Here is a 21,063-nt window from a genome sequence, read left to right as displayed (position 1 = left end):
CGGGGCGATCGATCAGGGCGTCCATGTGAGGCGGCCGCCCTCGAAGTCCTGGGCTTTCCCGTTCTCGAAGTCGTACTCGTCGCTGGTGGGGTAGCCGTAACGCCCGGCTTCGCCCCCCGCGGCCTCCCAGTGCTCGCGAATGGATCCCCAAACGACATGGGCGCCGGTGCGCGGGGCGTAATAGATGGCGCCGCCGCCGAACAGGTTGTAGCGGCCGTTGCCCGCGCGGGCGGGGGATTCGTCGGTGATGGGGAACCCGAGCGGGCTGCTCTCCCAGCCGAAGGAACCCCACTTGTCGCGGATCACGCCGCCGATCTGATGCGCGGCGGTGCCGAGCGACCAATAGATCGAGCCGTTCTGAAAGACGCTGTAGCTTCCCGGCTTCGATGGTGTCGCCACCTCCCGCGCCACGGGGTAGCCGAGCGCTCCGCCCTCGTAACCGAGATTGCCCCATTTGTCGCGGATGGCGCCACCGACCTGATGGGCGCCGGTGTCGGGGTGCCAGTAGATGGACGAGCCGCGCTCGAACGCTTGGTAGCGGCCGCCGCGCGCAGCGGAGTCCTCGGGTGTGACGGGGTCGCCGAAAAACGCGGGCCCACCGGCCTCGTCGTACTCCACTTCGATCGCTCCGCCCACGTCGTAGGGGCCGATCGGGCGCGCCGCCGCATCGGGGACGATGCCTGCGAGCAGGATGCCGAGCGCGGCGACGATGGCGAGCGCGCCACGGGTGCGCGAGTGGTTCGGGCGACGGTGCCGTGCCAAAGTGAACTCCTGTGCATCTCGGGTGGGTGCGGGATGGAGCTGAAGCTTTCGGTCGGCGTGCGGAGATCAAGTTACCTCGCCGGGTCGCGATGCGGAGCGATACGAGGTACTCGAATGCCCTGGTGTCGTGCGGTGCGGTGGTCGGCGGCCATCCAACTCGTCCTGGGCTCCGAACATACTGGCGGTGCTACCGTGCCCACGGTCGCACCTTCTCGGATACGGTGCCGCCGGGGCCGGGTGCTCGCACCCTGCCTCGGCGGTGTCATGAACCGAACATGTTGCCGGGCAAGGTGAGTCCGCTCTCAGCGGAGGACGTTCGCCGCCTCGGCGGCGATGGTCGCGGCGACCGCACCGAGGGCGGGGGAGTCCAGACGCCACTGCTGCCAGTACAGCGGGACGTCGATGACGACGCCGGGATCGATCGAGACCAAGCGGCCGTCGGCTCGGTCGTCGCGGGTCTGCAGATCCGGGAGCATGCCCCAGCCGAGCCCGAGCCGGACCGCCTCGGCGAATCCGGTGGACGAAGGCACATAGTGGCGTGGCGGATTCAACGGTTTGCGACCGCGCCTGCGCAGGAGGCGATCCTGCAGGTCGTCTTTGCGGTCGAACAGCACGACCGGAGCCGCGGCGTAGGACTTCGCCGTCGCCCCGTCGGCGAACCAGCCGGCGGCGAATTCCGGACTCGCCATCGGCCGGTAGCGAATCGCTCCGAGTCGATCGACCTTGCAGCCCTGCACCGGCTGGGCGGTCGAGGTGATCGCCGCCATCACGGTGCCGTCGCGCAGCAGTCGCGTGGTGTGTTCCTCGTCCTCGCGATGGATCTCGAAGCACACGCCGCGCGGTGCGCGGGCCAGCGCGGGCAGCACCCAGGTCTCCAGGGAATCGGCGTTGACCGCGATGGGCACCCGGATCGGGCCGTCGGAGGGTTCGCCGCCCAGTTCGCGGGCGGTGTCGCCCGTCAGCAACTGGATCTGCCTGGCCAAGCGCAGGACGGCCAGCCCGGATTCGGTGGCGCGCACCGGTTTCGTGCGCTGCACGAGAATCCGGCCCGCGGCGTCCTCCAGCGCCTTGATCCGCTGACTGATCGCCGACGGCGTGACACTCAGCCGCCGGGCCGCGGCGTCGAAGGTCCCCTCGGTGATCACGGCGTCGAGTGCGCGGAGCTGGTCGAGCTGGAGATCCATATTAAGAAAGCGTAATGATAGATAAGAATCTTTAGCTTGTCTGGGTATGGTCCGCGGCCTTAGCGTCGCTGGACGTGAGCGTTTCCTCGGCGGTGGTGGCGGCTGTGTCCGGTTTGGGCTTCGGCCTGTCGTTGATCGTGGCGATCGGTGCGCAGAACGCGTTCGTGCTGCGGCAAGGGATCAGCGGCAGGCACGTGCCTGCGGTGGTGGCGGTGTGCGCGGTCTCCGACATCGTGCTGATCGCGGCCGGGGTCGGCGGGTTCGGCGTGGTCGTCCAGGCGGCTCCGGGGGCGCTCGTGGTGGCACGCTACGCCGGAGCGGCGTTCCTGATCGGCTACGCGGTGCTGGCGGCACGGCGGGCCTTCGGCTCCGCCGCGCTGAGCGCCGAATCCGGGCGGACCACCGCGGCGCTCGGCGCGACGGTGGTCACCTCCCTCGCGCTGACCTGGCTCAACCCGCACGTCTACCTGGACACCGTGGTGCTGCTCGGCTCCCTCGCCAGCACGTACGCGAGCCCGGATCGCTGGTTCCTCGGCGCGGGGGCGATGCTGGCCAGCGTGCTGTGGTTCACCGCACTGGGCTTCGGTGCGCGTCTGCTCGGCCCGCTGTTCGCCCGTCCGCGCGCTTGGCGCGTGCTGGATTCGGTGATCGCGACGGTGCTGCTCGGCCTCGGGCTCGGACTGTTGTGCCTCGGGTGAGAGCGGGATGTCACAGCTGTGCCTTGGCCTTCGCCGCGAACTCGTAGTCGGCCTGCCACTCAGGGCCGGAAACGGCGAGGACGACGCGTGCCGCACCCGCTTCCGCGTAGGCGGCCAGTTGCTCGGACGCACGGCCGAGGTCAGTTGCCAGAGTGGGCGCCACGACCGTCACGGTGAGCGGCGGGCGGCCGTATTCCGCGGCGAGCGCGGCCAGTTCGGCCACATGCGCACCCACCTGGTTCGGCTCCAGTCCGATGGCGACCCAGCCCTCGGCGTATTCGGCGGCGCGGCGCCGCGCGCGCTCGGCGTCGCCCGCGACGAGCACCGGCGGCATGGTCGCACCGGGTGCCAACGCGACCTCGGTGCCGTCCGGGAGGACGACCGGCTGCCCGGCGACCAGGCCGGGCAGCACGCGCAGTGCCTCGTCGGTGCGACGGCCGCGCTCGGCGAAGGACGCTCCGGCGGCACGCCATGCGACATCCCCGTGCGCCGGGTTGCCGGTGCCGACCCCGAGGATCAGCCGGTCGCCGGAGACGTACTGCAGCGTGGCGATCTGCTTCGCGGCCCACGCGACCGGCCGCAACGCCAGCAGCAGCACGCCGTAGCCGACGCGGATGCGGTCGGTCGCGGCAGCGGCGGTGGCCAGCACCACGGTGCTGTCCAGCATCGGCGCGCTGGCCACGAGATGATCCGTCGCCCAAACCGAGTCGAGGCCGCCCTCCTCGGCGAGGCGGGCGGCGGCACGCACGTCACCGAGGATGGGTCGTGCGGGATCAGGCGTCGAGGTGGGCAGGATGATGCCGACTTCCAAGGTCATGGTGTCGACGCTACGAACACCCGGCGCTCGCGCCAATGTCCCGACCGCTCGAGTCGATATCCCGGACACTCACACCGAACTTGCTACCGTGTAACGCCTTTCGCCCCACGACGACTTGCGGGTAGCGCGCCCGTGCGATGCGGCTGTCGACACGCATGGGTGGGCGGCAGGAAGAACAGCAGCAGCGGCCCGGACGGATAATCGGCCGGATGCTGGAGCCGGCCACCTGTTCCCCGGTTCGAACAGCAGTCGTGCCGATCGCCGGACACGGTCCGGCGCGAGCGGCCCGCGCCCACGCCTGCGGCTAGGGTGGGGCGCATGGTCGAGTCGACGCGAATCGTGCTTGCTTCCCGACCGGTGGGTGCGCCCACCGCGGAGAATTTCCGGACCGAGACCGCGGAACTCCCCGCTCCGGGCGAGGGCGAAGTTCTGCTGCGCACCCTGTACCTGTCGCTCGACCCGTACATGCGCGGCCGGATGAGCTCGGCGAAGTCCTACGCCGAACCGGTCGAGATCGGCGCGGTGATGGTCGGCGAGACCGTGGCCGAAGTGGTCGAATCCCGCGACCCATCGCTGACGAAAGGCGATGTGGTCCTGGCCTATTCGGGGTGGCAGTCCCATGACGTGGTCCCGGCGCGCCGCGTGCGCAAGCTCGACCCGGGCAAGGTTCCGGTCTCGACCGCCCTGGGCGTGCTCGGCATGCCGGGCTTCACCGCTTACGCCGGACTGCGCAAGATCGGCAGACCCCAGCCGGGTGAGACGCTCGTGGTCGCCGCGGCCACCGGACCTGTGGGCTCGGCCGTCGGCCAGATCGCCAAGATCGACGGCGCCCGCACGGTGGGGATCGCGGGCGGCCCGCGCAAGGTCGCCTATCTGAACGAACTCGGCTTCGATGTCGCGCTCGACCACCGCGCTCCCGATTTCGCCGAGCAGCTCGCGGCGGCGGTCCCCGACGGCATCGATGTCTATTTCGAGAACGTCGGCGGCGCGGTGGCGGACGCGGTGTACCCGCTGCTGAACACCCACGCGCGTGTGCCCGTCTGCGGGCTGATCGCCAACTACAACGCCACCGGCTCCCCGGAGGGCCCGGACCGGCTGCCCGCCTACTACAGCCGGATCCTGACCAAGAGCCTCACGGTGCGCGGGTTCATCCAGAGCGAGTTCGTCCGTGAGCTGTACCCGGAATTCTTGCGCGAGATGGGCGAGTGGGTCGCCGACGGACGCGTGCGGTACCGCGAGGACGTCGTGTCCGGCTTGGCCGCCGCACCCGAGGCGTTCATCGGCATGCTGGAGGGCCGCAACTTCGGCAAGCTGGTCGTGCGCGTCGCCGACTGATCAGCTCGCCACCGCGCCGCCGCCGATCCCGAGGTAGACCACCATCAGCACGAACAGGAACCAGCCCGCGCCCTGCCAGATGGGCCAGGTCCGGCCGCGGCGCCACTGCACGTAGGTTTCGACGAAGGCGCCGATGCCGCCGATCAGCAGCACCACCGACGGCCCGAGCACCACGGCGACCTGCGCGGCGGTATCGCACAGCAGGTTGTCCGCGTCCGCGCACTCGCGCTGCGCGGCCCACAGTACGGCCAGCAGGAAGACCAGCGCGGCGGTGGCGAGCACCGAAGCGACGTAGGTCGCGGCGCGCCGGAACCCGCGCGGATCGCGCCAGCGTTTCTCGACGTCTTCGACCATGTTCACCACCTCGCCGTTCCTGGCCGCCGGTTCCTCGGACGTGATTGCCGAACGGCGGCGGCTCAAACGCCGCTCAGGGTTTGCGTCCGACGCCGGCCAGGTACCAGGCGGATCGCGTCGCGGCCGGGGCGACATCCGTGTCCGGGCGCCACGCGTCCACCGGAACGATTCCCGGCTCTACGAGTTCCGTTCCGGCGAAAAAGGATTCGGTCTCCGCGTGGCTGCGCGGCTGGAACGCGATGCCGGCCTGCTGAGCGGCGGCCGCCGCGCGCGCCATCGGGCGCGGGTCGAAATCGCCGGTGAAGTGGGTGAGCACCAGATAGCTGCCGGACGGGGCCGCGTCCAGCAGCCGGCCGACGACACCGTACGGGTCGTCGCTGTCGCGGAAGAACATCATGACCGCGACCAGCAGGATCGCGATGGGCCGGTCCTGGTCGAAGGTATCGGCCAAGGCGGGTGCGTCCAGGATGGCGCTCGGATCGCGCAGATCCGCGTCCAGGAAGGCGATCCTGCCCTGCGGCGTGCTCGACATCAGTGCTCTGGCGTGGGCGAGCACGAGCGGATCGTTGTCGACACAGACCACGCGCGCGGCCGGATCGATGCGTTGGGCCACCTCGTGCGTGCTGCCTGCGGTGGGAAGGCCGGTGCCGATGTCGAGGAACTGATCGACGCCGGCCTCGCGGACCAGATGGCGCACCGCCCGGCCGAGGAACGCGCGATTGGCGCGGGCCATGTCGCGGATACCGGGGATGTGCATGGCGACCGTGTCGCCGAGGGAGCGGTCGGCGGGGTAGTTGTCCTTGCCCCCGAGCCAGTAGTCGTACACCCGTGCCTCATGGGGAAGGCTCGTGTCGAGCTTGGTCGACGATCCGGCGCGCACTCGCGCGTGACCGTCCGGCATGGCGACTCCTTTCCCGGCGACGCAGGACCGGCGCCGCACCCCTGTCGCCTCCGAAGGCGACCTCGCGCTACGAATTACGCGTCAAGAATAGGGTGACGCATCCACAATGAGCGGCAATTCGGCCGATTGGTCCGTTTCCGGAGAGTCAGTCGGCGGCGGCGAATCTGGCCGCGATCTCTTGGGCGGTGACCTTCGCGAGTTCGACGAAGAACGGCACCCGTTCGGGAATCATCAGCGTCGTGGGGCCGCGCAGACCGAGTGCGAACCGGCAGCGGCCAGCCGGATCGAGGATGGGCAGGCCGATGGTGCGGAAGCCCGGATCGAGTTCCTCGTCGTTGTAGGCGTATCCGCGCTCCCGCGTGGTGACCAGCTCGGCGCGCAGCTCACTGGGACCGGACACCGAGCGCTCGGTACCTTCGTCGTAGGGGAGTTCGCGTAGCTGCTCGTCGGTGGCCTCGGACCAGGCGAGCAGGGCCTTGCCGAGCGCGCTGGCGTGCAGGGGCAGTCGCACGCCCTGCAGTTTGTGCCCGTCGGTCTCCCGCCACCGGCTGGTGCCGAGCAGCACGGCGTGGATGCCGTGGCGGGTGGCGACCGAGCAGCTTGCCCCGGTGGTGCCCGCGAGCTGTTCCAGATACGGTTCGGCGAGGTAGATCCGGTGCTGACGGTAGGCGATCTGCCCCCACTCGGCCAGCGCGCCGCCCATGCGGTATCGACTGGATTCGGCGTTCTTCTCCAGAAAACCCGCCTGCACCAGCGTGGCCAGCAGCCGGTGCGTGGTGCTGACCGCCAGGCCCTGTTGCCGCGCGACCTCCGAGACGCCGCGCTCCCGGCCGTCACGGAAGCAGTCCAGCACGGAGAGGGCGCGGGTGACGGTCTGCACGCCGGAGGGTTCCACGACTGTGACGGTAACACAAGAGTGCGGACCAGAGAGTTTGCTCTTTCCGATATTTGGAAAACTCTGGCGTGAGCAGCATGGATCGACCGGCAACGGCACGGTCCGATCCGCATTCACAGTCGCATTGAGCTCGGGCAGTACAGAGAACTCGATATGTCAAGCTTTCCGATCTACGGAAAGCATTACCTCGTGACCCCGCGCTGCCGTCCCTACTCTCCGAGGGCATTGATCGACGATTCGGACAAGGAGTCCTCACGATGTGGCGGCAAGCCCTCATGCGCATCGCGCTGGCGATCGTTCCCCTAGTCGCACTCGTCGCCGCGTGTGGTTCGGACACCGACCGCGACACCGGCGCAGGCGCTTCCTTCGTGCTCAAGGTCGCCGACCCGGGGAACTCCGGGCCGCTGGCGGTCGGCAAGCGCGACGGCACCTTCGACGCCGCGCTGGCACCACTCGGCGCGAAGATCGAGTGGGTCAGCATCACCCCCGGCTTCAGCTCCAACCTGAAGTTGTTCAACACCAAGGAACTCGACGTCTCCGGCGCGGCGTTCAGTCCCGTCGTCGGCGCGCTGTCCAAGGACGTCGGCGTGCGGATCGTCGCGGTACAGGATCCAGCGGGCAAGGATCAGAGCGGCATCATCGTCACTCCGGAATCGGGCGTGCACTCGGTCGCCGAGCTGGTCGGCAGACGCGTGGCGGTGAACCCGGCGGCCAAGGGCGAATACATCCTGCTCAAGGCGCTCGCGCAGGCAGGCGTCCCGGCCGACAAGGTGACCAGGGTTCCGTTGCAGCAGAAGGACGCCGCCTCGGCGTTCGCGACCGGCAAGGTGGACGGCTGGTCGTCGTTCCTGGTGCCCTACCAGGAGGCCAAGGCCAACGGCGGCGTCGAGATCGCCACGGAGAAGAGCATCGGCTCCAACGACAACTCGGTGGTGGTGTTCCGCACCGAGGTGCTCGATCAGCGTCCGGACATCGCGGCGAAATACCTCGAAGTGCTGCAGGACCTCACGGCGAAGCAGCGCGCCAACCCCGCCGAGTTCGAGAACGTCTTCGAGAAGACCGGCCCGCGCGCCCTGTCGGGCCAGCGGCTGTCGGACGCCTACCGGGTGGGGGCCGAGGCCACCGTGCCGCACCTGCCGAACGAGACCGACGCCACCGCGCTGGCCGACGTGGTGAACACCTTCTTCGACAACGGCGTCGTCACCCGCAAGATCACCGCCGCCGACATCTTCTACGACCTGAAGTCGAAGCTGACGCCCGAGCAGCTGGCATCGGTGAAGGCGGGCAGCTGAGATGGCGGTCGTCGTGGCGGCCGGGCTGGGCCCCACCGAACTCGCCCCGCCCCGCACGCGTGTCGGCAAGCGCAGGCCCGCATGGTTTTCCGTGCCGCTGCGGTTCCTGCTCCCGGCAGTGATCGTGGCAGGCTGGTGGGCGGGTTCCGCGAGCGGAGCGATCTCCGAGCGCGTGCTGGCGGGACCGCCCGCGGTGTGGACGGCGTTCACCGAATTGCTCGGCACCGGCCAGTTGTCGGACTTCGCGGTGGCGTCGTTCACCCGCGCCGCGTTCGGCGTCGGGATCGGCGTGGCCATCGGGCTGGCGCTGGGGTTGGTCTCCGGGTTGTCCAGTCTCGGTGAGGAACTGGTCGATTCGACAATGCAGATCCTGCGCGCGGTGCCGTTCCTGGCGCTGGTGCCGCTGTTCATCGCCTGGTTCGGCATCGACGAGCTGTACAAGGTGCTGCTCATCGCCGTCGCGACGGTCGCGCCGATGTACGCCTACACCTATCTCGGCGTGCGCAACGTCGATCGCAAGATGGTCGAAGCCGCCCGTAGTTTCGGGCTGATCGGGCCGCGGCTGGTGCTGGAGGTCATCCTCCCCTCAGCGCTGCCCGGCGTGCTGATGGCGCTGCGCGTGTGCCTGTCGATCAGCATCACCGGTCTCATCGCGGCCGAGCAGGTCGGCACCAAGGAGGGCGTCGGCTACCTGGTCACCTTGGCCCAGGAGTACAACCGCACCGACTACATGGTGCTGTGCGTGGTGTTGTACGCACTGCTCGGCCTGGTCTTCGACGGGTTGGTGCGGGTGGCGGAGCGCTTCGCGATGCCCTGGCGCGGACAGGTGGCGATCCGATGACCACCATTACCGAACCTGGAGCCGAGGTGGTCACCGCACCCGCCGGGGAGGAGCCGGTCGCCGTCTCGATCACCGGCCTGCGCAAGTCGTTCGGCGCCAAGACCGTGCTCGACGGCGTCGACCTCACCATCCGTCGCGGCGAGTTCGTCGTCCTGCTCGGGCCCAGCGGCACCGGCAAGACCACGCTGCTGCGCCTGCTCACCGGACTGGAGGCGCCGGACGCGGGACAGGTGCTCGTCCCGGCGCGGCGCACCACCGTCTACCAGGAGCCGCGGCTGATCCCCTCGAAACGGGTGCTGGCGAACGTGATCGTCGGACAGCGGCGTTCCCGGCACAACCGCGAAGCCGGGTTACGCGCACTGGCCGAGGTCAACCTCGACGGCAAAGCCAGGCAATGGCCCGCCACGCTCTCCGGCGGCGAGGCGCAGCGCGCGGCGCTGGCACGCGCCCTGGTTCGCGAACCGGAATTGCTGCTGCTCGACGAGCCGTTCGCGGCGCTGGACGCGCTGACCCGCCTGCAGATGCAGGATCTGGTGGGCGATCTGGTGGCCCGGCACCGCCCCGCGGTGCTCATGGTGACCCACGACGTCGACGAAGCGATCCGCCTGGCCGACCGGGTACTGATCCTGGACAAAGGGCGCTTCGCCGTGGACGTCGACATCGACGTGGCCTCGCGCGACCGCGCCGACCCCGAAACCCTGCATTTCCGATCACTTTTCCTCAGCCGGCTCGGCGTGGGTAGCACCACGTCCGCTCCAAGGAGTGCCTCATGACCGACACCCTCTGGTACACCCGCTGCCCCGTGCCCACCGCGAGCGGGCTCGCGCACAGCCTCGGCTGGCTCGGCGACGCCGCCGCCCGGGCCGGGCTCGAGTTCGGCGTCCTGCAGGACGCCGGGCCGGAATTGGCCGGCCACCATTTCCTGCACGACCTGTCCGGGCTGATCCGCGAGGGCGGCAACGTTCCGGCCCTGGCGGCGCGCGCCCAGGGCTCGCCGACCCGGTTGATCGGACTGACCTGGATCGATGAGGCGCAAGCCATTCTGGTCGGTCCGGAATCCACCGTCGGGGGCCCCGCCGAGCTGGCCGGTCTGCGCATCGGCGTCCCGGCGTGGGCGCGGGACCAGCCGCGCAGCTTTCCCCGCGCGATGGCCTTGCACGGTTTCGCGAACGCGCTGCGTCTCGGGGGACATACGCTCGCCGACGTCCGCGTGACCGAGATCGGTGTCGAGCGGAACCCGCAGGTGCGCACGGAGGTCCAGGCGAATCGCCGCGTGGTCACCTGGGGCGTCGAGGAGTTGTTGCGCGGCGAGGTGGACGCCATCTATGTCAAGGGAGCCCGGGCGCAAGAGGTCGCCAGGGAGCACGGCCTGCGCGTCGCGGTGGACCTGGACGCCACCGAGGCCAAACGCTTCCGGGTCAACAACGGCACGCCACGCCCCATCACCGTGCACGAGGAGCTACTCCAGGCGCGTCCGGAGGTGGTCGTCGAGTTCCTCGCGCAGAGCCTGCGCGCGGCGGACTGGGCCGCGGGCAATCTGAGCGGAGTGCGGGACGTGCTCCAGCGGGAAACACTGTCCGGTCCGGAGGGGGTCGTCGCGGCGTACGGCGAGAACTTCCACCGGGATCTGCACCCCTCGTTGTCGGACGAGCGGATCGAGCTGATCGGCGTGCAGAAGCAATTCCTCTACACGCATGGATTCCTCGCCGCCGACTTCGACCTGGATTCCTGGGTCGCGCCCGAGCCGCTGGCCCGGGCCAGGGAGATCGTCGAGTCCGGGAAGGTCCCCGCATGACGGAGTTCCTGTGGCGCCTGCCTTCCCGTGGAGACGGCCGCCACGCCCGCCGAGATCGACGCAACCGCGGCGGATTCGGCGGGCCCGCGCCGGTGACGCCGGCGACCGACCTGCGGCCGGGGCGGTTCGGTCCGTTCGACGACCTCGCCCAGATCATCGACGCCGCCGAATTGGCGGGGCTGGACGGCGTGCTCGCGCCCTACGATCCGCACGGCGAGGAATCGTGGATCGTGGCGGGCGGCGCGCTGCGCGGCACGCGGTACTCACGCGTCGTCGTCGAATTCGAGCCCGCTTTCGGCACTCCGGTCTATGCCGCGAAGATGTCGGCCACCCTACAGCGCATTTCGGGTGGTCGCCTGGCCTGGCAGCTGGCCCTGGACACCGATCCCGACGACGCGCGAGCACGCGGTGATCGCGTCACCGGTGAAGACCGCTACGCCAGGGCCGCGGAGTTCCTGACCGTCGCCCGTGGCGTATGGAACGACGCTCCGGTGCCGTCGGCGGGATTTGCCGGTACCGGATTCCACTACGAGGGCACGTATTACGACGTGATCGACGGCGGTTTCCGCGGCATCCTCTCCGGGCTGCCGTTCCCGACGGTCTACCTGTCCGGCGACTCCGCGGCGGCGCTCGAACTGTCGGCTCGGCACGGAGACGTGCACGTCTTCACCGAGACCGCGGCGGGCGTTGATACCGCTATCGCCGACCTGCGCGAACGCGCGACGGCGGCGGGACGCGCGGTGCGCGCCGGACTGGAGCTGCCGGTCGTCGCGCGGGAAACCGAGGACGAGGCGTGGGCCCGGGTCGAACGTCAGTGGCGCGAGGTGCGCCCGGACGGTACCGGCGCGCGGCAGCACGATCTGGGCGACGGCCGCTGGGCGGGGTTCGCCGAACTCGGATACGCCGCGAACATCGGCCTCGTCGGCAGCTATGAGCAAGTAGCGCAACGTCTTTCGTCCTATGTGACGGCGGGCGTCGACAGCGTGGTGCTCTCGGGACACCCGCACATCGAGGAACTGCACCGCGCGGGCGAACACCTGTTGTTCCGCGCCGACCCGGCCGGCCGCACGCTGACCGCGCAGGAGGCAACCGCATGACCATCGACATCTACTGGCGCATCGGCATGGAAGGCGACCACGCGTCGCTGCGCACGCCGCGCCGCTACAACCGCGGCCACGCCAACGGTTACGGGCCGGGCAATATCGCACCGGCCATCCGCGACGGCGCGCTCGACGGCTACGGCTACATCGACCATATGGCCGCGGTCGCCAAGGCTTCCGAATCGGCCGGATTCCTCGGCGGCCTGCTGCCGTCGTTCCCCGTGACCGACGACCCGTGGGCGGTCGCGGCGGCCCTGGCCAGGGAGACCACCACCTACCGGTTCATGGTCGCCTTCCAGCCCGGCTTCCTGCATCCGGTGCAGGCCGCGCGGATGTCGGCGAGCCTGCAGCGCGCGACCGGCGGCCGGTTGGTCTACAACATCATCAGCGGCGGCGGCGGGCCCGCCCAGCTGTGGTGGGGCGACAAGGTCGCCCACGACGACCGCTATGCCCGCACCAGCGAATTCCTCGACGTGCTGCGCGGCGTGTGGGACGGCGAGCCCTACGACCACAACGGCCGGTTCTTCCGCACCGAGGGTGCGGCGCTCGCGCCGGGCATCGCCGGTCAGCCTTTCCCCGAGGTGTACTTCTCGGGGTCGTCCGCCGCCGCGGTGCACGCCGCGGGCAGGCACGCCGACTACTACCTGTCCTGGCTGGAGCCGTTCGCCGATCTGCGCGCCAAGTTCGACGGCGTGCGCGCGAACGCCGAAACCATCGGCCGTACACCGAAATTCGCCGTCCGCATCGACGTCCTGGCCCGGCACACCGAGGAAGCGGCCTGGGCGGAGATCGAGAAGGGCTGGGCTTTCGTCGACCGTGGCGCGGCCGAGCGCGCCGCCAAGGGCGATTCGGTCGGGGCCGCCCGCATCCAGGGCTGGGTGCCCGAGACCATCACTGGCTACCGGGACCTCGAGGTCCAACCCAACGTCTGGTGCGGATTCAGCCTGATCCGAGGCGGTCCCGCGTTCGGCCTGGTCGGCAGTTACGAACAGGTGGCGCAGCGGCTCGACGAGCTGATCGATCTCGGCGTCGACGCGTTCATCCTCGCGGGCAACCCGCATCTCGAGGAGGCCTACCGCGTCGGCGAAGAGGTGCTCCCGCTGCTCGGCCGATCCCGGCTCACCGCGTCCGCCGCCGCGGCATCCCTTTCCCCCGCTCGATAGATTCAGGAGAGACCATGACCACCACCGAGACCCGGTTGCCGGAGTCCGTCACCGCTTTCGCCGCCGCCGCTGTTCGCGACGCCGAGAAGGCATTCCGGGTGTTCCGGGAGACCGGCACCGTCGCGGGCAATGGCACCGTCAATTTCGTGGAGCGAGTGCCCGGCGAGGAGATCGCCCTCGCCCTGAACGAACCGGGCCCGTGGGCCGACGACCGCACCGTCGCGCCGGTGGTCGCCACCTTCGACGGCGAGGTGCTGTCCGGGACCGGCTCCGCGGGATTCGTCACCGGGTACGCGAAGGTGTTCCGCGCGCATCCGGAGATCACCTCCGTGGTGCACATCCACACGCCGTGGCTGGGTGGATGGGCGCAGACCCATCGCACGCTGCCGATCCGCTACGCGGCCGCGCAGCGGCTCACCCTGTCCCGGGCCATTCCGCCGCACATCGACCGCACCATCGGCGCGGGCGATTTCATCCTGTCCAAGCTGGTCGACGACCCGGATCTGGTCGCGATCTTCGAGGCCAACGGCGGCGCGAACGTCATCGGACGCGCGGGACTGCTGGAGCTGGCGAAGTTCGTGGTGCTGCTGGAGGAGGGCGCGCAATATCAGGCGATCGCCGAAACTCTCGGCGGCTCGGTCGAATTCGACCCGTCCAACCTCGCGGTGCAGTGGGGCCGCACCGGTCTCGCCGACGAGGCGCGCCGCCGCGGCCTGATCTGACCGGCCCCGCACATCGAGATCGAGGAGCGATCATGACCATTCGTGTCGGCTACTTCCCGCACAACAACTCCCTGTTCGTCCTGCGCCACCGTGGCATCCTGGAAAACCTGCTGCCCGACGTGGAATGGGTCGACCTGCGCGAGCTGCCGCGCCCGGCTCCGGTCCACCCCAAGCACGGACTGCCGTCGCTGCATTCGGATCATCTGTTCGACGGCGGCTACGACTTCATCGGCACCGGCTTCACGCCGCCGGTGACCGCGCTCGCCAACGGCCGCGACATCGTCTACGTCGGCATCTCCGGGCCGCGGGTGGAGAACGGCCGCCTGGTCGCCAAGGCCGATTCCGGTATCGAGACGGTGCTGGATCTGAAGGGCAAGCGGGTCGGCATCGCGCACGGTTCCTGGCAGACCACGCTCGCGCTGTTCGCGCTGGACCAGGCGGGCCTGGCCTGGAAGGACATCGAGCCGGTGGACGTCGACGTGCACGACGGCGGCGCGGCCCTGCTGCGCGGCGACCTCGACGCCTGGGTCGGCGCGTATCCGGGTCTGGCCGCGGTCGAGGCGGCCGCCGACCTGCGCACTCTCGTGGACACCGAATCGCTGTTCAGCCACCCCTCGCTGTGGTTCACCCGCCGGGACTTCGCCGAAGGCAACCGCGAGGCGCTGACGGCGATCATCACGGCTCTGCAACAGTCGGACGCGTGGATCAAGGCGAACCCGCGCGCGGCCGCCCAGTACTTCGTGGACGACGTGGTGGCTCGCGGCGGGACGGCGAGCCTGGATGCGTGGGAAGCCGCGCTGCGCGGCAGGCCCTTCGGTGTCGAACCCGTTTCCGACCACTTCCTGGACGAACAGCAGCACGCGGCCGATCTCCTGGCCGCCAACGGCCTGCTGCCGCGGACGGTGCGGGTCCGGGACGCGGTCGTGCCGTGGATCGGCGAGACGGTGCGCGCCGAATCCGGCGTAACGGCGTAATCGGAGGAAACGGGCGGGCCGGGGTGTCGGCAGCGATCCCCGGCCCATTCGGCTGTCCGGGAAGGTCAGCGCGGCGAGATATCCGGGCGGCCGCCGTGCCTTTCGGTGGAGCGCAACTCGAACCAATAGGCTGCGACGACGGTGGCGTAACCGGCCACAACGGCCGTCGCCGTGACGATCAATAGTGTGATGAGCAGTGGAATCAAGAAAGCGGTGTGCATTGTGCCCTCCCCGCGGTCACGGTGATCTCAGCGGAAGGTTCGGCGCCGCACTGCACCGACGTCATATCAGCCCCTGCACCTAGTGAAATCCTAGAGGTCGCAGCCTTCTCCGGCACGGGGAAGGGCTGTGAGTTGAATCATGCGCACGACGGTGTGTCGCGCGGAACACCCCTTCGCCATGCGGCCTGATCGATCTTGTCACGCGTTTTCCGGCAATCATCCGGCAAACGGTATACGATCACGACGCGGAACCGCCGGAACGGCGGCCGTGGGCGTCGCAGTGCCCGTGGCGCGCCGAACGTCTCGGTAGCGCAGCTCTTTCTCTCTCTCGATTGTCTCCGGCATCACCTCGGCATGCGAAAAGGAGCACGAACGTGAGCATGATTCTCGCCGCGCTGCACGACACCGTGATCGCGCAGCAATTCGACAATCCGACCCCTGAAGAGCCGCCGCTGGCGGACAAACTGATGCAGATGGGCCGCTACTTCACCTGGTTGGTGCAGCTGTCCGGCATCACGGCGATCACTTACGGCGGGGGCAGGTTCGCGTGGGAGAAATGGAACGGCGGCACTCTGCAATCGCCGAAGATGGTCGCCAGCGCGATGGCCGGTGGCGCGGTGGCCACGAGCGCGGGCACGATCATGAACTCGATCGTCGGCTGACCCGAACCGCGCGGGCCGCCAGCTCGCGCGCCTGGAGTGGAGTCGACCGCGTTCCCGCGGCGTGGCGCTCGGTGAAGGCGTGCTCGCCGAGCGCCACGGTGGCGCGGTTCGCCGGACGGTCGATGTCGGGGCGTTCGGCCGGAAGCAGCGCGATGCCGTTGGCCTCGCGTACCGCCGCCGCCGAGCCGAGCAGCTGTGCCGCGATCTCCGGCAGGCCCAGCTCGGTGAGCGCCGAGGCGAGCGCGGCCAGTGCGAAGGCGGTGTCGCGTGGCGCGCCGATGCGTTGCGCGCCGTCGAACGCGCTCAGATAGAGGTCGAACGCGGCGCTCGGTTCGCCGCGCTGTTCCAGGATGTAGCCCAGCTCGACCTGCAGCATCGGCAGGAACAGCGGCGTCTCCTCACCCGCGGCCAGCGGGAGGGCGAGTAGTTCGCGCAGAATCCGCTCGGCGGCATCGGTTCGGCCGTCGCGGCGCGCGGTGAAAGCGAGCACGAGCGCGGCGAACAACCGGCCCGGCTCGTACCCGTGTTCGGCCGCGATGCGCTGTGCCTGTTCGCCGAGCGCCCGCGCCCGGCCGAAATCGGTGTGCTGCATGGCGATCCACCCCAGCCAGCACAGATGGGTGCACGCCTGCCCCCACAGCTCCAGCTCCTGCGCCAAGCCGAGTGCTTCGGCGTGGATATCGGCGGCGGAGGTCAGATCGCCGGTGAGTTCGGCCAGGCCGCCGAGCCATTCGGCGGCTTGGAGCCTGCCCCAGCGGTCGTCGAGTTCGGCGAACAGCCGGGCGGCCGTGCGGGCGTGCCGTTCCAGCGCCGGGAGATCGACCCGATTGTGGGCCGCCTTGGCCAGCGCCACGTGCGCGGAGGCCACACCCCAGCGGTCGCCGAGATCGGTGCAGACGGGAAGCGCTTTGCGCAGCAGCTCTTCCAACTCCTGCACGTCACCGGAGTCCAGTGCGGAGAAGCCGAGGAAGAGTTCCGCGCGCGCCCGCCCGGCCGGATCGTCGACCATGTCGTACAGATCGAACACGGCGGCGCGCTTGGCCGAACCGTCCTCGAAATCGCCTTGCTGGAAGGCGAATCCGACGCTCCACGCCAGTGCCCGCGCCCGGTGCCGTGGCGAGCCGCCGAGCGCCAGCGCGGCGTCCAGCCAGCGCCGCGCCTCGGTCGGCCTGCCACGCAGCTGCCAGTACCAGGCGAGCGCGTTCACCAGCCGTAGGGCCTGATCCGCGTCGCCCGCGCGCACGAAACCGTCCAGCGCCGCGCGTAGATCGGCCGATTCGTCGTCCAGCCGACGCAACCAGCGTCGCTGGTCGGCGCCGTACAGCTCGGGCTCGGCGCGCTCGGCCAGCCCCAGGTGGTACCGATGGTGGGCGAGGTGCACCGCGTCGAACTCCCCCGCATCGGCCAGCCGGTCGAGACTGAACGCGGCCACCGATTCCAGCAAGCGGTAGCGCTGTCCCGCCGGGTGCACCAACGACCGGTCGACCAGCCTGCCGATCACGTCGGCGACGAGCGACGCGTCCACCGCGGGCTCGGCGCCCGCCGAGCACACCGCCTCCGCGGCCGCCAGGGTGCAGCCGCCCGTGTGCACCGCGAGCCTGCGCAGCACCGCCTGCTCGGTCGCGTCCATCAGTCCCCAGCTCCAGTCGATCATCGCCGCCAGCGTCCGCTGCCGCGGCGGCACGCCGCGATGCCCGGTGGCCAGCAGCTTGAAGCGGTCGTCGAGCCGGGCGACGATCTCGTGCACGCCCAGCGCGCGTACTCGGGTGGCGGCGAGTTCCAATGCCAGCGGTATGCCGTCGAGCCTGCGGCACAGCGTCGCGACCGACGTGGCGGTGTCGGCGTCGAGCGCGAAATCCCGGGCGCCCGCGCGCGCCCGGGATACGAACAGCCGCACCGCTCCCGCTCGGGCGATCTCGTCGAACGCCGCGTCCCGCGCGGGCACATCCAGGGGTTGCAGCGCGACGACGTCCTCACCGGGCAGCCGCAGCGGTTCCCGGCTGGTGGCCAGGATGCGCAGCCGGGGAGCCGCGCCGAGCAGCGTCTCGGCCAGATCGGCGGCGCGATCCACCACGTGCTCGCAATTGTCCAGGACGAGCAGCAGTTCCTGTTCGGCCAGCGCCTCGCACAACGACGCGGTGATGTCGGCGCCGTCGGCGGCGCGGATGCCGAGCACACCGGCCACGGCGTCGGCGAGGAACGTGGCGGCATCGGTCGCGGTCGGTTGCAGCGCGGCCAGTTCCACCAGCCAGGTGCCGTTGGCGAATCGCTGGGGCAGCGCCGCGGCGGCGGCGAGCGACAAGCGCGTCTTGCCCACGCCGCCGGGCCCGGTGAGCGTGACCAGCCTGGCGTTCTCGACGGCGTCGCACAACTGCGCGAGGTCGCTGTCGCGGCCGATCAGCTCGGTGCGCTGCGCCGGAATGTTCGAGCTGCGCCGACCGGCGACCACGATCTCCGGCGGCGCGGCCTGCGGCAGATCCTGGGCCAGGAGCGCGCGCTGCAGCGCGACCAGCTCCGGGCTCGGGTCGATGCCGAGTTCGTCGGCGAGGTGCCTGCGCAGATCCTCGTAACCGTCCAGCGCCTCGGCCTGCCTTCCCGCACCGTACAACGCGCGCAGGTGGGCCGCGCGCAGCCGCTCGCGCAGCGGATGCGCCGTCACGACTTCGCTGAGCTCCCCGGCCACTTCGCGGTACTCGCCCAGCGTCAGCCGCGCCTCCGCCAGTTCCTCCACCGCCACCAAGCGCTGCTCTTCGAGTTGCGCGATGGCGGGCTGGGCGAATGCCGCGTCCCGGAAATCGGTGAACGCGGGCCCGCGCCAGAGTGCGACCGCCGCGGCGAGCGCCCGGGCCCGCTCGGCGGTGTCGGTCGTCGCTCGCGCGGAGGCCACCAGTGCGCGGAACTCCTGCGCGTCGATGTCGGAGGCGGCCAGCCGATATCCGGGCGGCGGCGACACCACGAGGTCCCGGCCGCCGGGTTCGGCGTCTTCCAACGCCCTGCGCAGTTGCGAGGCCTTCGCCGCCAGCGTGCCCGCCGGATTGCCGGGCGGGTCGTCGGTCCAGATGTCGTCGATCAGCCGGTCGCCGGATACCGGTTGGCCGGGCGTGACCAGCAGGTCGGCCAGCAGTGCCCGCACCTTGGCCCCCGGAATCGGCACTACGGCGCCCGCATCCGTCCATACCGTCAACGGACCCAGCACCCCGAAACGCATTGGGGCAGCCTATGCGAGCGGCGGCGGAAGGTGACCGCAAACAAATCGGAAGGTGGCGCGCCCACGATGAGAACGCCGAAGGCCGAACTCGTGGAAGGAAAGCACGACATGCCACTCATCACGACTACCGCACGTCGAATCAGCTGTGGTGCGAGCCCTATCGAGGAGGCGTCTGCCTGCCTGAACAGACCGCGCGCGGACCGCAGGGTGCACCCGGTACCCGGACAGCAACGGGTGCCGTGCGACGCCGATCGACACACGGGGCCGGGAGCCGATGCGCCACCGGTGCGGGACGTGCGATGAGGGGACCCCGCCGGGTACGGGTGGCGCTGATCGTGGGCAGCACCCGTACAGGTCGCTTCGGCCCCACGGTGGCGGATTGGTTCGCCGGGCGGCTGGGCCGCCGCCGCGACATCGATGTGGACCGGATCGATCTCGCGGAGACCGGGTTGCCCGATCGATTACCCGATCCCGACGAGCCGCTACCGCCCGCCGTCCGCGCGCTCGGCGAACGGCTGGCCGCCGCGGACGCGTTCGTCCTGGTCACTCCGGAGTACAACCGGAGCTTTCCGGCCGCGGTGAAGAATGCCGTCGACTGGTTCGACGTGGAGTGGGCCGCCAAACCGGTGACGGTGGTGGGATACGGCGGCGACGCCGACGGCGGTCATGCCGCCGCCCAGTTGCGTCCCGTCTTCGGCGAACTGAACGCGGTCCCCATCCGCCGTACGGTCACCGTGACCAAGGTCTGGCAGCGCTTCGCGAGCGACGGCAGCTGGCCGCGCCGTGACGCGGAACTCGACGAGGCCGTCGACGCCACGCTGGACCAGCTCATGTGGTGGGCGCGCGCCTTGCGCCAAGCGCGGGCCGAAATGCCGTTCGTGCGGTAGAAAGCAACCTCGAACACCCGGTTCGGCCGAAACGACGGACCGACCGTAAACAAACCGTAAGGCGCGGCCAGCAGAGTCGTTGTCGACAGCGGCACCGCGCCGCACCCGGCGACCGCCGCACCCGATGAAAGGAAAACCATGGGAACCATCGCAGTCCACGAGTTCATCGCCCTCGACGGCGTGTACGAGGATCCGTCCTGGACCTTCGAGTACGGGTTCGACCCGAAGATGGGGGAGACTCTCGGGGCGATCACCTCGGCGTCCAAGGCGATCCTGTTGGGCCGCAACACTTTCGAGATGTTCGCACCGGCCTGGTCGACCCGCACCGTCGAGGACGACCCGGGGGCGCCGTTCTTCAACGACACGACGAAATACGTCGTCGGTGCGAGCGAGCCGCAGGTGGAGTGGGCCAACAGCACCCGCGTCGGCGCCTACGACGCGGAGGTCATCCGCAAGCTGAAGGACGAGATCGACGGCGTGATCTACATCAGCGGCAGCGGCACACTGGTGCGGGCGTTGCTCGCCGACGGCTTGATCGACGATCTGCACCTGTTCGTCTACCCGATCGCACTCGGGAAGGGCAAGCGCTTGTGGAGCGACGGCGTCGACGCGACCAAGCTCGCGCTCAAAGAGCACGAGGTCTACGCCAATGGCGTCGTCCACCTGTCCTACGGTCCGGCCGAGGGCTGATCGCACGCGGACGGGCGGCCCGTTCGGGCCGCCCGGGCGATCCGGCTCGCCGCCGGTATGGGTATCAACGCCCTCCGGTGCAGTAACCCTCGGGGGTGTACTGGCACGGGCGCTCGTTGCGCCCTTGGTATCCGCCGTGGTTGCTGCTCCGGGCGCGCTCTCCCACTCCGGAACCGCGCTTGTCGGCGGGGTTGTGGGAGTACCGGTCGGCTGTGGTGGTCACCGTGGTTTCGGGCGAAGCGACTGCCGCCGCCATGACGACCGCTCCGCCGATCAGCGCCGAGGCCACCACTCGACGCACTGTCACGCGCCTGCTCGTGTTGTGCATTAGTTTCATCCCGTCGATTAACGTGCCGTCATATAACGATACATTCATCGGTGTTCCACCAGATAGCGGGTTCCCAATGGTGGGAGTATGTAGGTCACGAAATGGGCTGTGAACAGCGGCTTTTGGATCAAGTGGCCTTAGCGGCTGGAGCGGCTTCTAACCTGAACAACGTGCCGTTGTACAGGTCACTCAACGGTGGATCCCATGCTGTCCTGACGGACCGTCGAATGCGGG

At 69.8% G+C, this 21,063-nt stretch carries 22 protein-coding genes; 13 read left to right on the top strand and 9 right to left on the bottom strand.

Translation table 11 applies throughout. From position 1 onward, the window contains the following. Positions 1–12: 12 nt before the first annotated feature. Complete coding sequence (locus ACWEH3_RS12620) at positions 13–762, bottom strand: LGFP repeat-containing protein (RefSeq protein ID WP_450023144.1); 750 nt, start codon at positions 760–762, stop codon at positions 13–15. A gap of 302 nt (positions 763–1,064) precedes the next feature. After that, entirely contained in the window at positions 1,065–1,946 is an 882-nt protein-coding gene (locus ACWEH3_RS12615; RefSeq protein ID WP_450023142.1) for a LysR family transcriptional regulator ArgP, read from the bottom strand. Positions 1,947–2,020: 74 nt separating this feature from the next. Between ACWEH3_RS12615 and ACWEH3_RS12610 the strand changes: the two genes are divergently transcribed. After that, positions 2,021–2,644, top strand: coding sequence for a LysE/ArgO family amino acid transporter (locus ACWEH3_RS12610; RefSeq protein WP_450023140.1), 624 nt, complete (start codon positions 2,021–2,023; stop codon positions 2,642–2,644). Between the two features lie 10 nt (positions 2,645–2,654). Here the strand turns inward: ACWEH3_RS12610 and ACWEH3_RS12605 are convergent, their stop codons facing one another. Beyond that, on the bottom strand, positions 2,655–3,461 hold the full coding sequence (locus ACWEH3_RS12605; protein WP_452358316.1) for an LLM class flavin-dependent oxidoreductase: 807 nt from the start codon (positions 3,459–3,461) through the stop codon (positions 2,655–2,657). 318 nt (positions 3,462–3,779) lie between these two features. On the opposite strand from ACWEH3_RS12605, the gene ACWEH3_RS12600 reads away from it, so the two are divergent. Beyond that, on the top strand, positions 3,780–4,796 hold the full coding sequence (locus ACWEH3_RS12600; protein ID WP_450023136.1) for an NADP-dependent oxidoreductase: 1,017 nt from the start codon (positions 3,780–3,782) through the stop codon (positions 4,794–4,796). On the opposite strand, the gene ACWEH3_RS12595 is transcribed toward ACWEH3_RS12600, so the two are convergent. The 3 genes from ACWEH3_RS12595 to ACWEH3_RS12585 form a co-directional block, all read right to left on the bottom strand. Then, positions 4,797–5,150 carry a hypothetical protein gene (locus tag ACWEH3_RS12595; RefSeq protein WP_355080497.1) on the bottom strand — a complete coding sequence of 118 codons (354 nt, stop codon included), beginning with the start codon at positions 5,148–5,150 and terminating at the stop codon, positions 4,797–4,799. A gap of 73 nt (positions 5,151–5,223) precedes the next feature. Next, the gene (locus ACWEH3_RS12590; protein WP_450023133.1) at positions 5,224–6,051 is read right to left on the bottom strand and encodes an SAM-dependent methyltransferase; all 828 of its coding nucleotides are present in this window, start codon (positions 6,049–6,051) and stop codon (positions 5,224–5,226) included. Between the two features lie 145 nt (positions 6,052–6,196). Beyond that, entirely contained in the window at positions 6,197–6,946 is a 750-nt protein-coding gene (locus ACWEH3_RS12585; RefSeq protein WP_450023131.1) for an IclR family transcriptional regulator, read from the bottom strand. Between the two features lie 257 nt (positions 6,947–7,203). Here ACWEH3_RS12585 and ACWEH3_RS12580 point away from each other — a divergent pair, with 257 nt between their 5' ends. The 8 genes from ACWEH3_RS12580 to ACWEH3_RS12545 are packed head-to-tail and all read left to right on the top strand — an operon-like array spanning position 7,204 to position 14,833. After that, complete coding sequence (locus ACWEH3_RS12580; protein ID WP_397077695.1) at positions 7,204–8,238, top strand: NrtA/SsuA/CpmA family ABC transporter substrate-binding protein; 1,035 nt, start codon at positions 7,204–7,206, stop codon at positions 8,236–8,238. Position 8,239: 1 nt separating this feature from the next. Further along, on the top strand, positions 8,240–9,079 hold the full coding sequence (locus tag ACWEH3_RS12575; RefSeq protein ID WP_450023129.1) for an ABC transporter permease: 840 nt from the start codon (positions 8,240–8,242) through the stop codon (positions 9,077–9,079). Continuing rightward, the gene (locus ACWEH3_RS12570) at positions 9,076–9,852 is read left to right on the top strand and encodes an ABC transporter ATP-binding protein (RefSeq protein ID WP_450023127.1); all 777 of its coding nucleotides are present in this window, start codon (positions 9,076–9,078) and stop codon (positions 9,850–9,852) included. The genes ACWEH3_RS12575 and ACWEH3_RS12570 overlap by 4 nt, the downstream gene beginning before the upstream one ends. Then, the gene (locus tag ACWEH3_RS12565; RefSeq protein WP_450023125.1) at positions 9,849–10,874 is read left to right on the top strand and encodes an ABC transporter substrate-binding protein; all 1,026 of its coding nucleotides are present in this window, start codon (positions 9,849–9,851) and stop codon (positions 10,872–10,874) included. The genes ACWEH3_RS12570 and ACWEH3_RS12565 overlap by 4 nt, the downstream gene beginning before the upstream one ends. Continuing rightward, on the top strand, positions 10,871–11,971 hold the full coding sequence (locus tag ACWEH3_RS12560; RefSeq protein WP_450023123.1) for an LLM class flavin-dependent oxidoreductase: 1,101 nt from the start codon (positions 10,871–10,873) through the stop codon (positions 11,969–11,971). The genes ACWEH3_RS12565 and ACWEH3_RS12560 overlap by 4 nt, the downstream gene beginning before the upstream one ends. Further along, positions 11,968–13,137 (top strand): LLM class flavin-dependent oxidoreductase, encoded by a 1,170-nt coding sequence (locus ACWEH3_RS12555; RefSeq protein ID WP_450023121.1) that lies wholly within the window; start codon positions 11,968–11,970, stop codon positions 13,135–13,137. The genes ACWEH3_RS12560 and ACWEH3_RS12555 overlap by 4 nt, the downstream gene beginning before the upstream one ends. 14 nt (positions 13,138–13,151) lie before the next feature. Continuing rightward, positions 13,152–13,859 carry a class II aldolase/adducin family protein gene (locus ACWEH3_RS12550; RefSeq protein ID WP_450023119.1) on the top strand — a complete coding sequence of 236 codons (708 nt, stop codon included), beginning with the start codon at positions 13,152–13,154 and terminating at the stop codon, positions 13,857–13,859. A 32-nt stretch (positions 13,860–13,891) separates the two neighbouring features. Then, the gene (locus ACWEH3_RS12545) at positions 13,892–14,833 is read left to right on the top strand and encodes an ABC transporter substrate-binding protein (RefSeq protein ID WP_450023117.1); all 942 of its coding nucleotides are present in this window, start codon (positions 13,892–13,894) and stop codon (positions 14,831–14,833) included. A 65-nt stretch (positions 14,834–14,898) separates the two neighbouring features. On the opposite strand, the gene ACWEH3_RS12540 is transcribed toward ACWEH3_RS12545, so the two are convergent. Next, positions 14,899–15,054 carry a hypothetical protein gene (locus ACWEH3_RS12540; protein ID WP_355080477.1) on the bottom strand — a complete coding sequence of 52 codons (156 nt, stop codon included), beginning with the start codon at positions 15,052–15,054 and terminating at the stop codon, positions 14,899–14,901. Positions 15,055–15,434: 380 nt separating this feature from the next. On the opposite strand from ACWEH3_RS12540, the gene ACWEH3_RS12535 reads away from it, so the two are divergent. After that, a complete protein-coding gene (locus tag ACWEH3_RS12535) occupies positions 15,435–15,716 on the top strand; it encodes a hypothetical protein (RefSeq protein ID WP_450023169.1) in 282 nt (93 codons plus the stop codon). Here the strand turns inward: ACWEH3_RS12535 and ACWEH3_RS12530 are convergent. Further along, positions 15,694–18,924, bottom strand: a complete 3,231-nt coding sequence (locus tag ACWEH3_RS12530; RefSeq protein WP_450023114.1) for a BTAD domain-containing putative transcriptional regulator — start codon at positions 18,922–18,924, stop codon at positions 15,694–15,696. The two genes, ACWEH3_RS12535 and ACWEH3_RS12530, sit on opposite strands and share 23 nt — an antisense overlap. A 299-nt stretch (positions 18,925–19,223) precedes the next feature. Here ACWEH3_RS12530 and ACWEH3_RS12525 point away from each other — a divergent pair, with 299 nt between their 5' ends. Together ACWEH3_RS12525 and ACWEH3_RS12520 are read left to right on the top strand one after the other, a co-directional pair. After that, the gene (locus tag ACWEH3_RS12525; RefSeq protein ID WP_450023112.1) at positions 19,224–19,811 is read left to right on the top strand and encodes an NADPH-dependent FMN reductase; all 588 of its coding nucleotides are present in this window, start codon (positions 19,224–19,226) and stop codon (positions 19,809–19,811) included. Positions 19,812–19,949: 138 nt separating this feature from the next. After that, positions 19,950–20,501 (top strand): dihydrofolate reductase family protein, encoded by a 552-nt coding sequence (locus ACWEH3_RS12520; RefSeq protein WP_450023110.1) that lies wholly within the window; start codon positions 19,950–19,952, stop codon positions 20,499–20,501. Positions 20,502–20,565: 64 nt separating this feature from the next. Here ACWEH3_RS12520 and ACWEH3_RS12515 read toward each other — a convergent pair whose 3' ends face one another. Continuing rightward, the gene (locus tag ACWEH3_RS12515; RefSeq protein WP_356965283.1) at positions 20,566–20,808 is read right to left on the bottom strand and encodes a hypothetical protein; all 243 of its coding nucleotides are present in this window, start codon (positions 20,806–20,808) and stop codon (positions 20,566–20,568) included. Positions 20,809–21,063 lie beyond the last annotated feature (255 nt).

It is taken from the genome of Nocardia sp. NPDC004718 (assembly GCF_053601535.1).
This window is presented reverse-complemented; position numbering and strand designations above follow the sequence as displayed.

Bases quoted from the DNA above. Each gene is read 5' to 3' on its own strand.
- ACWEH3_RS12580 (WP_397077695.1), top strand. From the start codon at position 7,204: ATGTGGCGGCAAGCCCTCATGCGCATCGCGCTGGCGATCGTTCCCCTA.
- ACWEH3_RS12575 (WP_450023129.1), top strand. From the start codon at position 8,240: ATGGCGGTCGTCGTGGCGGCCGGGCTGGGCCCCACCGAACTCGCCCCG.
- ACWEH3_RS12530 (WP_450023114.1), bottom strand. From the start codon at position 18,924: ATGCGTTTCGGGGTGCTGGGTCCGTTGACGGTATGGACGGATGCGGGC.
- ACWEH3_RS12535 (WP_450023169.1), top strand. From the start codon at position 15,435: ATGATTCTCGCCGCGCTGCACGACACCGTGATCGCGCAGCAATTCGAC.
- ACWEH3_RS12525 (WP_450023112.1), top strand. From the start codon at position 19,224: ATGAGGGGACCCCGCCGGGTACGGGTGGCGCTGATCGTGGGCAGCACC.
- ACWEH3_RS12545 (WP_450023117.1), top strand. From the start codon at position 13,892: ATGACCATTCGTGTCGGCTACTTCCCGCACAACAACTCCCTGTTCGTC.
- ACWEH3_RS12520 (WP_450023110.1), top strand. From the start codon at position 19,950: ATGGGAACCATCGCAGTCCACGAGTTCATCGCCCTCGACGGCGTGTAC.
- ACWEH3_RS12605 (WP_452358316.1), bottom strand. From the start codon at position 3,461: ATGACCTTGGAAGTCGGCATCATCCTGCCCACCTCGACGCCTGATCCC.
- ACWEH3_RS12565 (WP_450023125.1), top strand. From the start codon at position 9,849: ATGACCGACACCCTCTGGTACACCCGCTGCCCCGTGCCCACCGCGAGC.
- ACWEH3_RS12595 (WP_355080497.1), bottom strand. From the start codon at position 5,150: ATGGTCGAAGACGTCGAGAAACGCTGGCGCGATCCGCGCGGGTTCCGG.
- ACWEH3_RS12550 (WP_450023119.1), top strand. From the start codon at position 13,152: ATGACCACCACCGAGACCCGGTTGCCGGAGTCCGTCACCGCTTTCGCC.
- ACWEH3_RS12615 (WP_450023142.1), bottom strand. From the start codon at position 1,946: ATGGATCTCCAGCTCGACCAGCTCCGCGCACTCGACGCCGTGATCACC.
- ACWEH3_RS12570 (WP_450023127.1), top strand. From the start codon at position 9,076: ATGACCACCATTACCGAACCTGGAGCCGAGGTGGTCACCGCACCCGCC.
- ACWEH3_RS12540 (WP_355080477.1), bottom strand. From the start codon at position 15,054: ATGCACACCGCTTTCTTGATTCCACTGCTCATCACACTATTGATCGTC.
- ACWEH3_RS12555 (WP_450023121.1), top strand. From the start codon at position 11,968: ATGACCATCGACATCTACTGGCGCATCGGCATGGAAGGCGACCACGCG.
- ACWEH3_RS12600 (WP_450023136.1), top strand. From the start codon at position 3,780: ATGGTCGAGTCGACGCGAATCGTGCTTGCTTCCCGACCGGTGGGTGCG.
- ACWEH3_RS12590 (WP_450023133.1), bottom strand. From the start codon at position 6,051: ATGCCGGACGGTCACGCGCGAGTGCGCGCCGGATCGTCGACCAAGCTC.
- ACWEH3_RS12560 (WP_450023123.1), top strand. From the start codon at position 10,871: ATGACGGAGTTCCTGTGGCGCCTGCCTTCCCGTGGAGACGGCCGCCAC.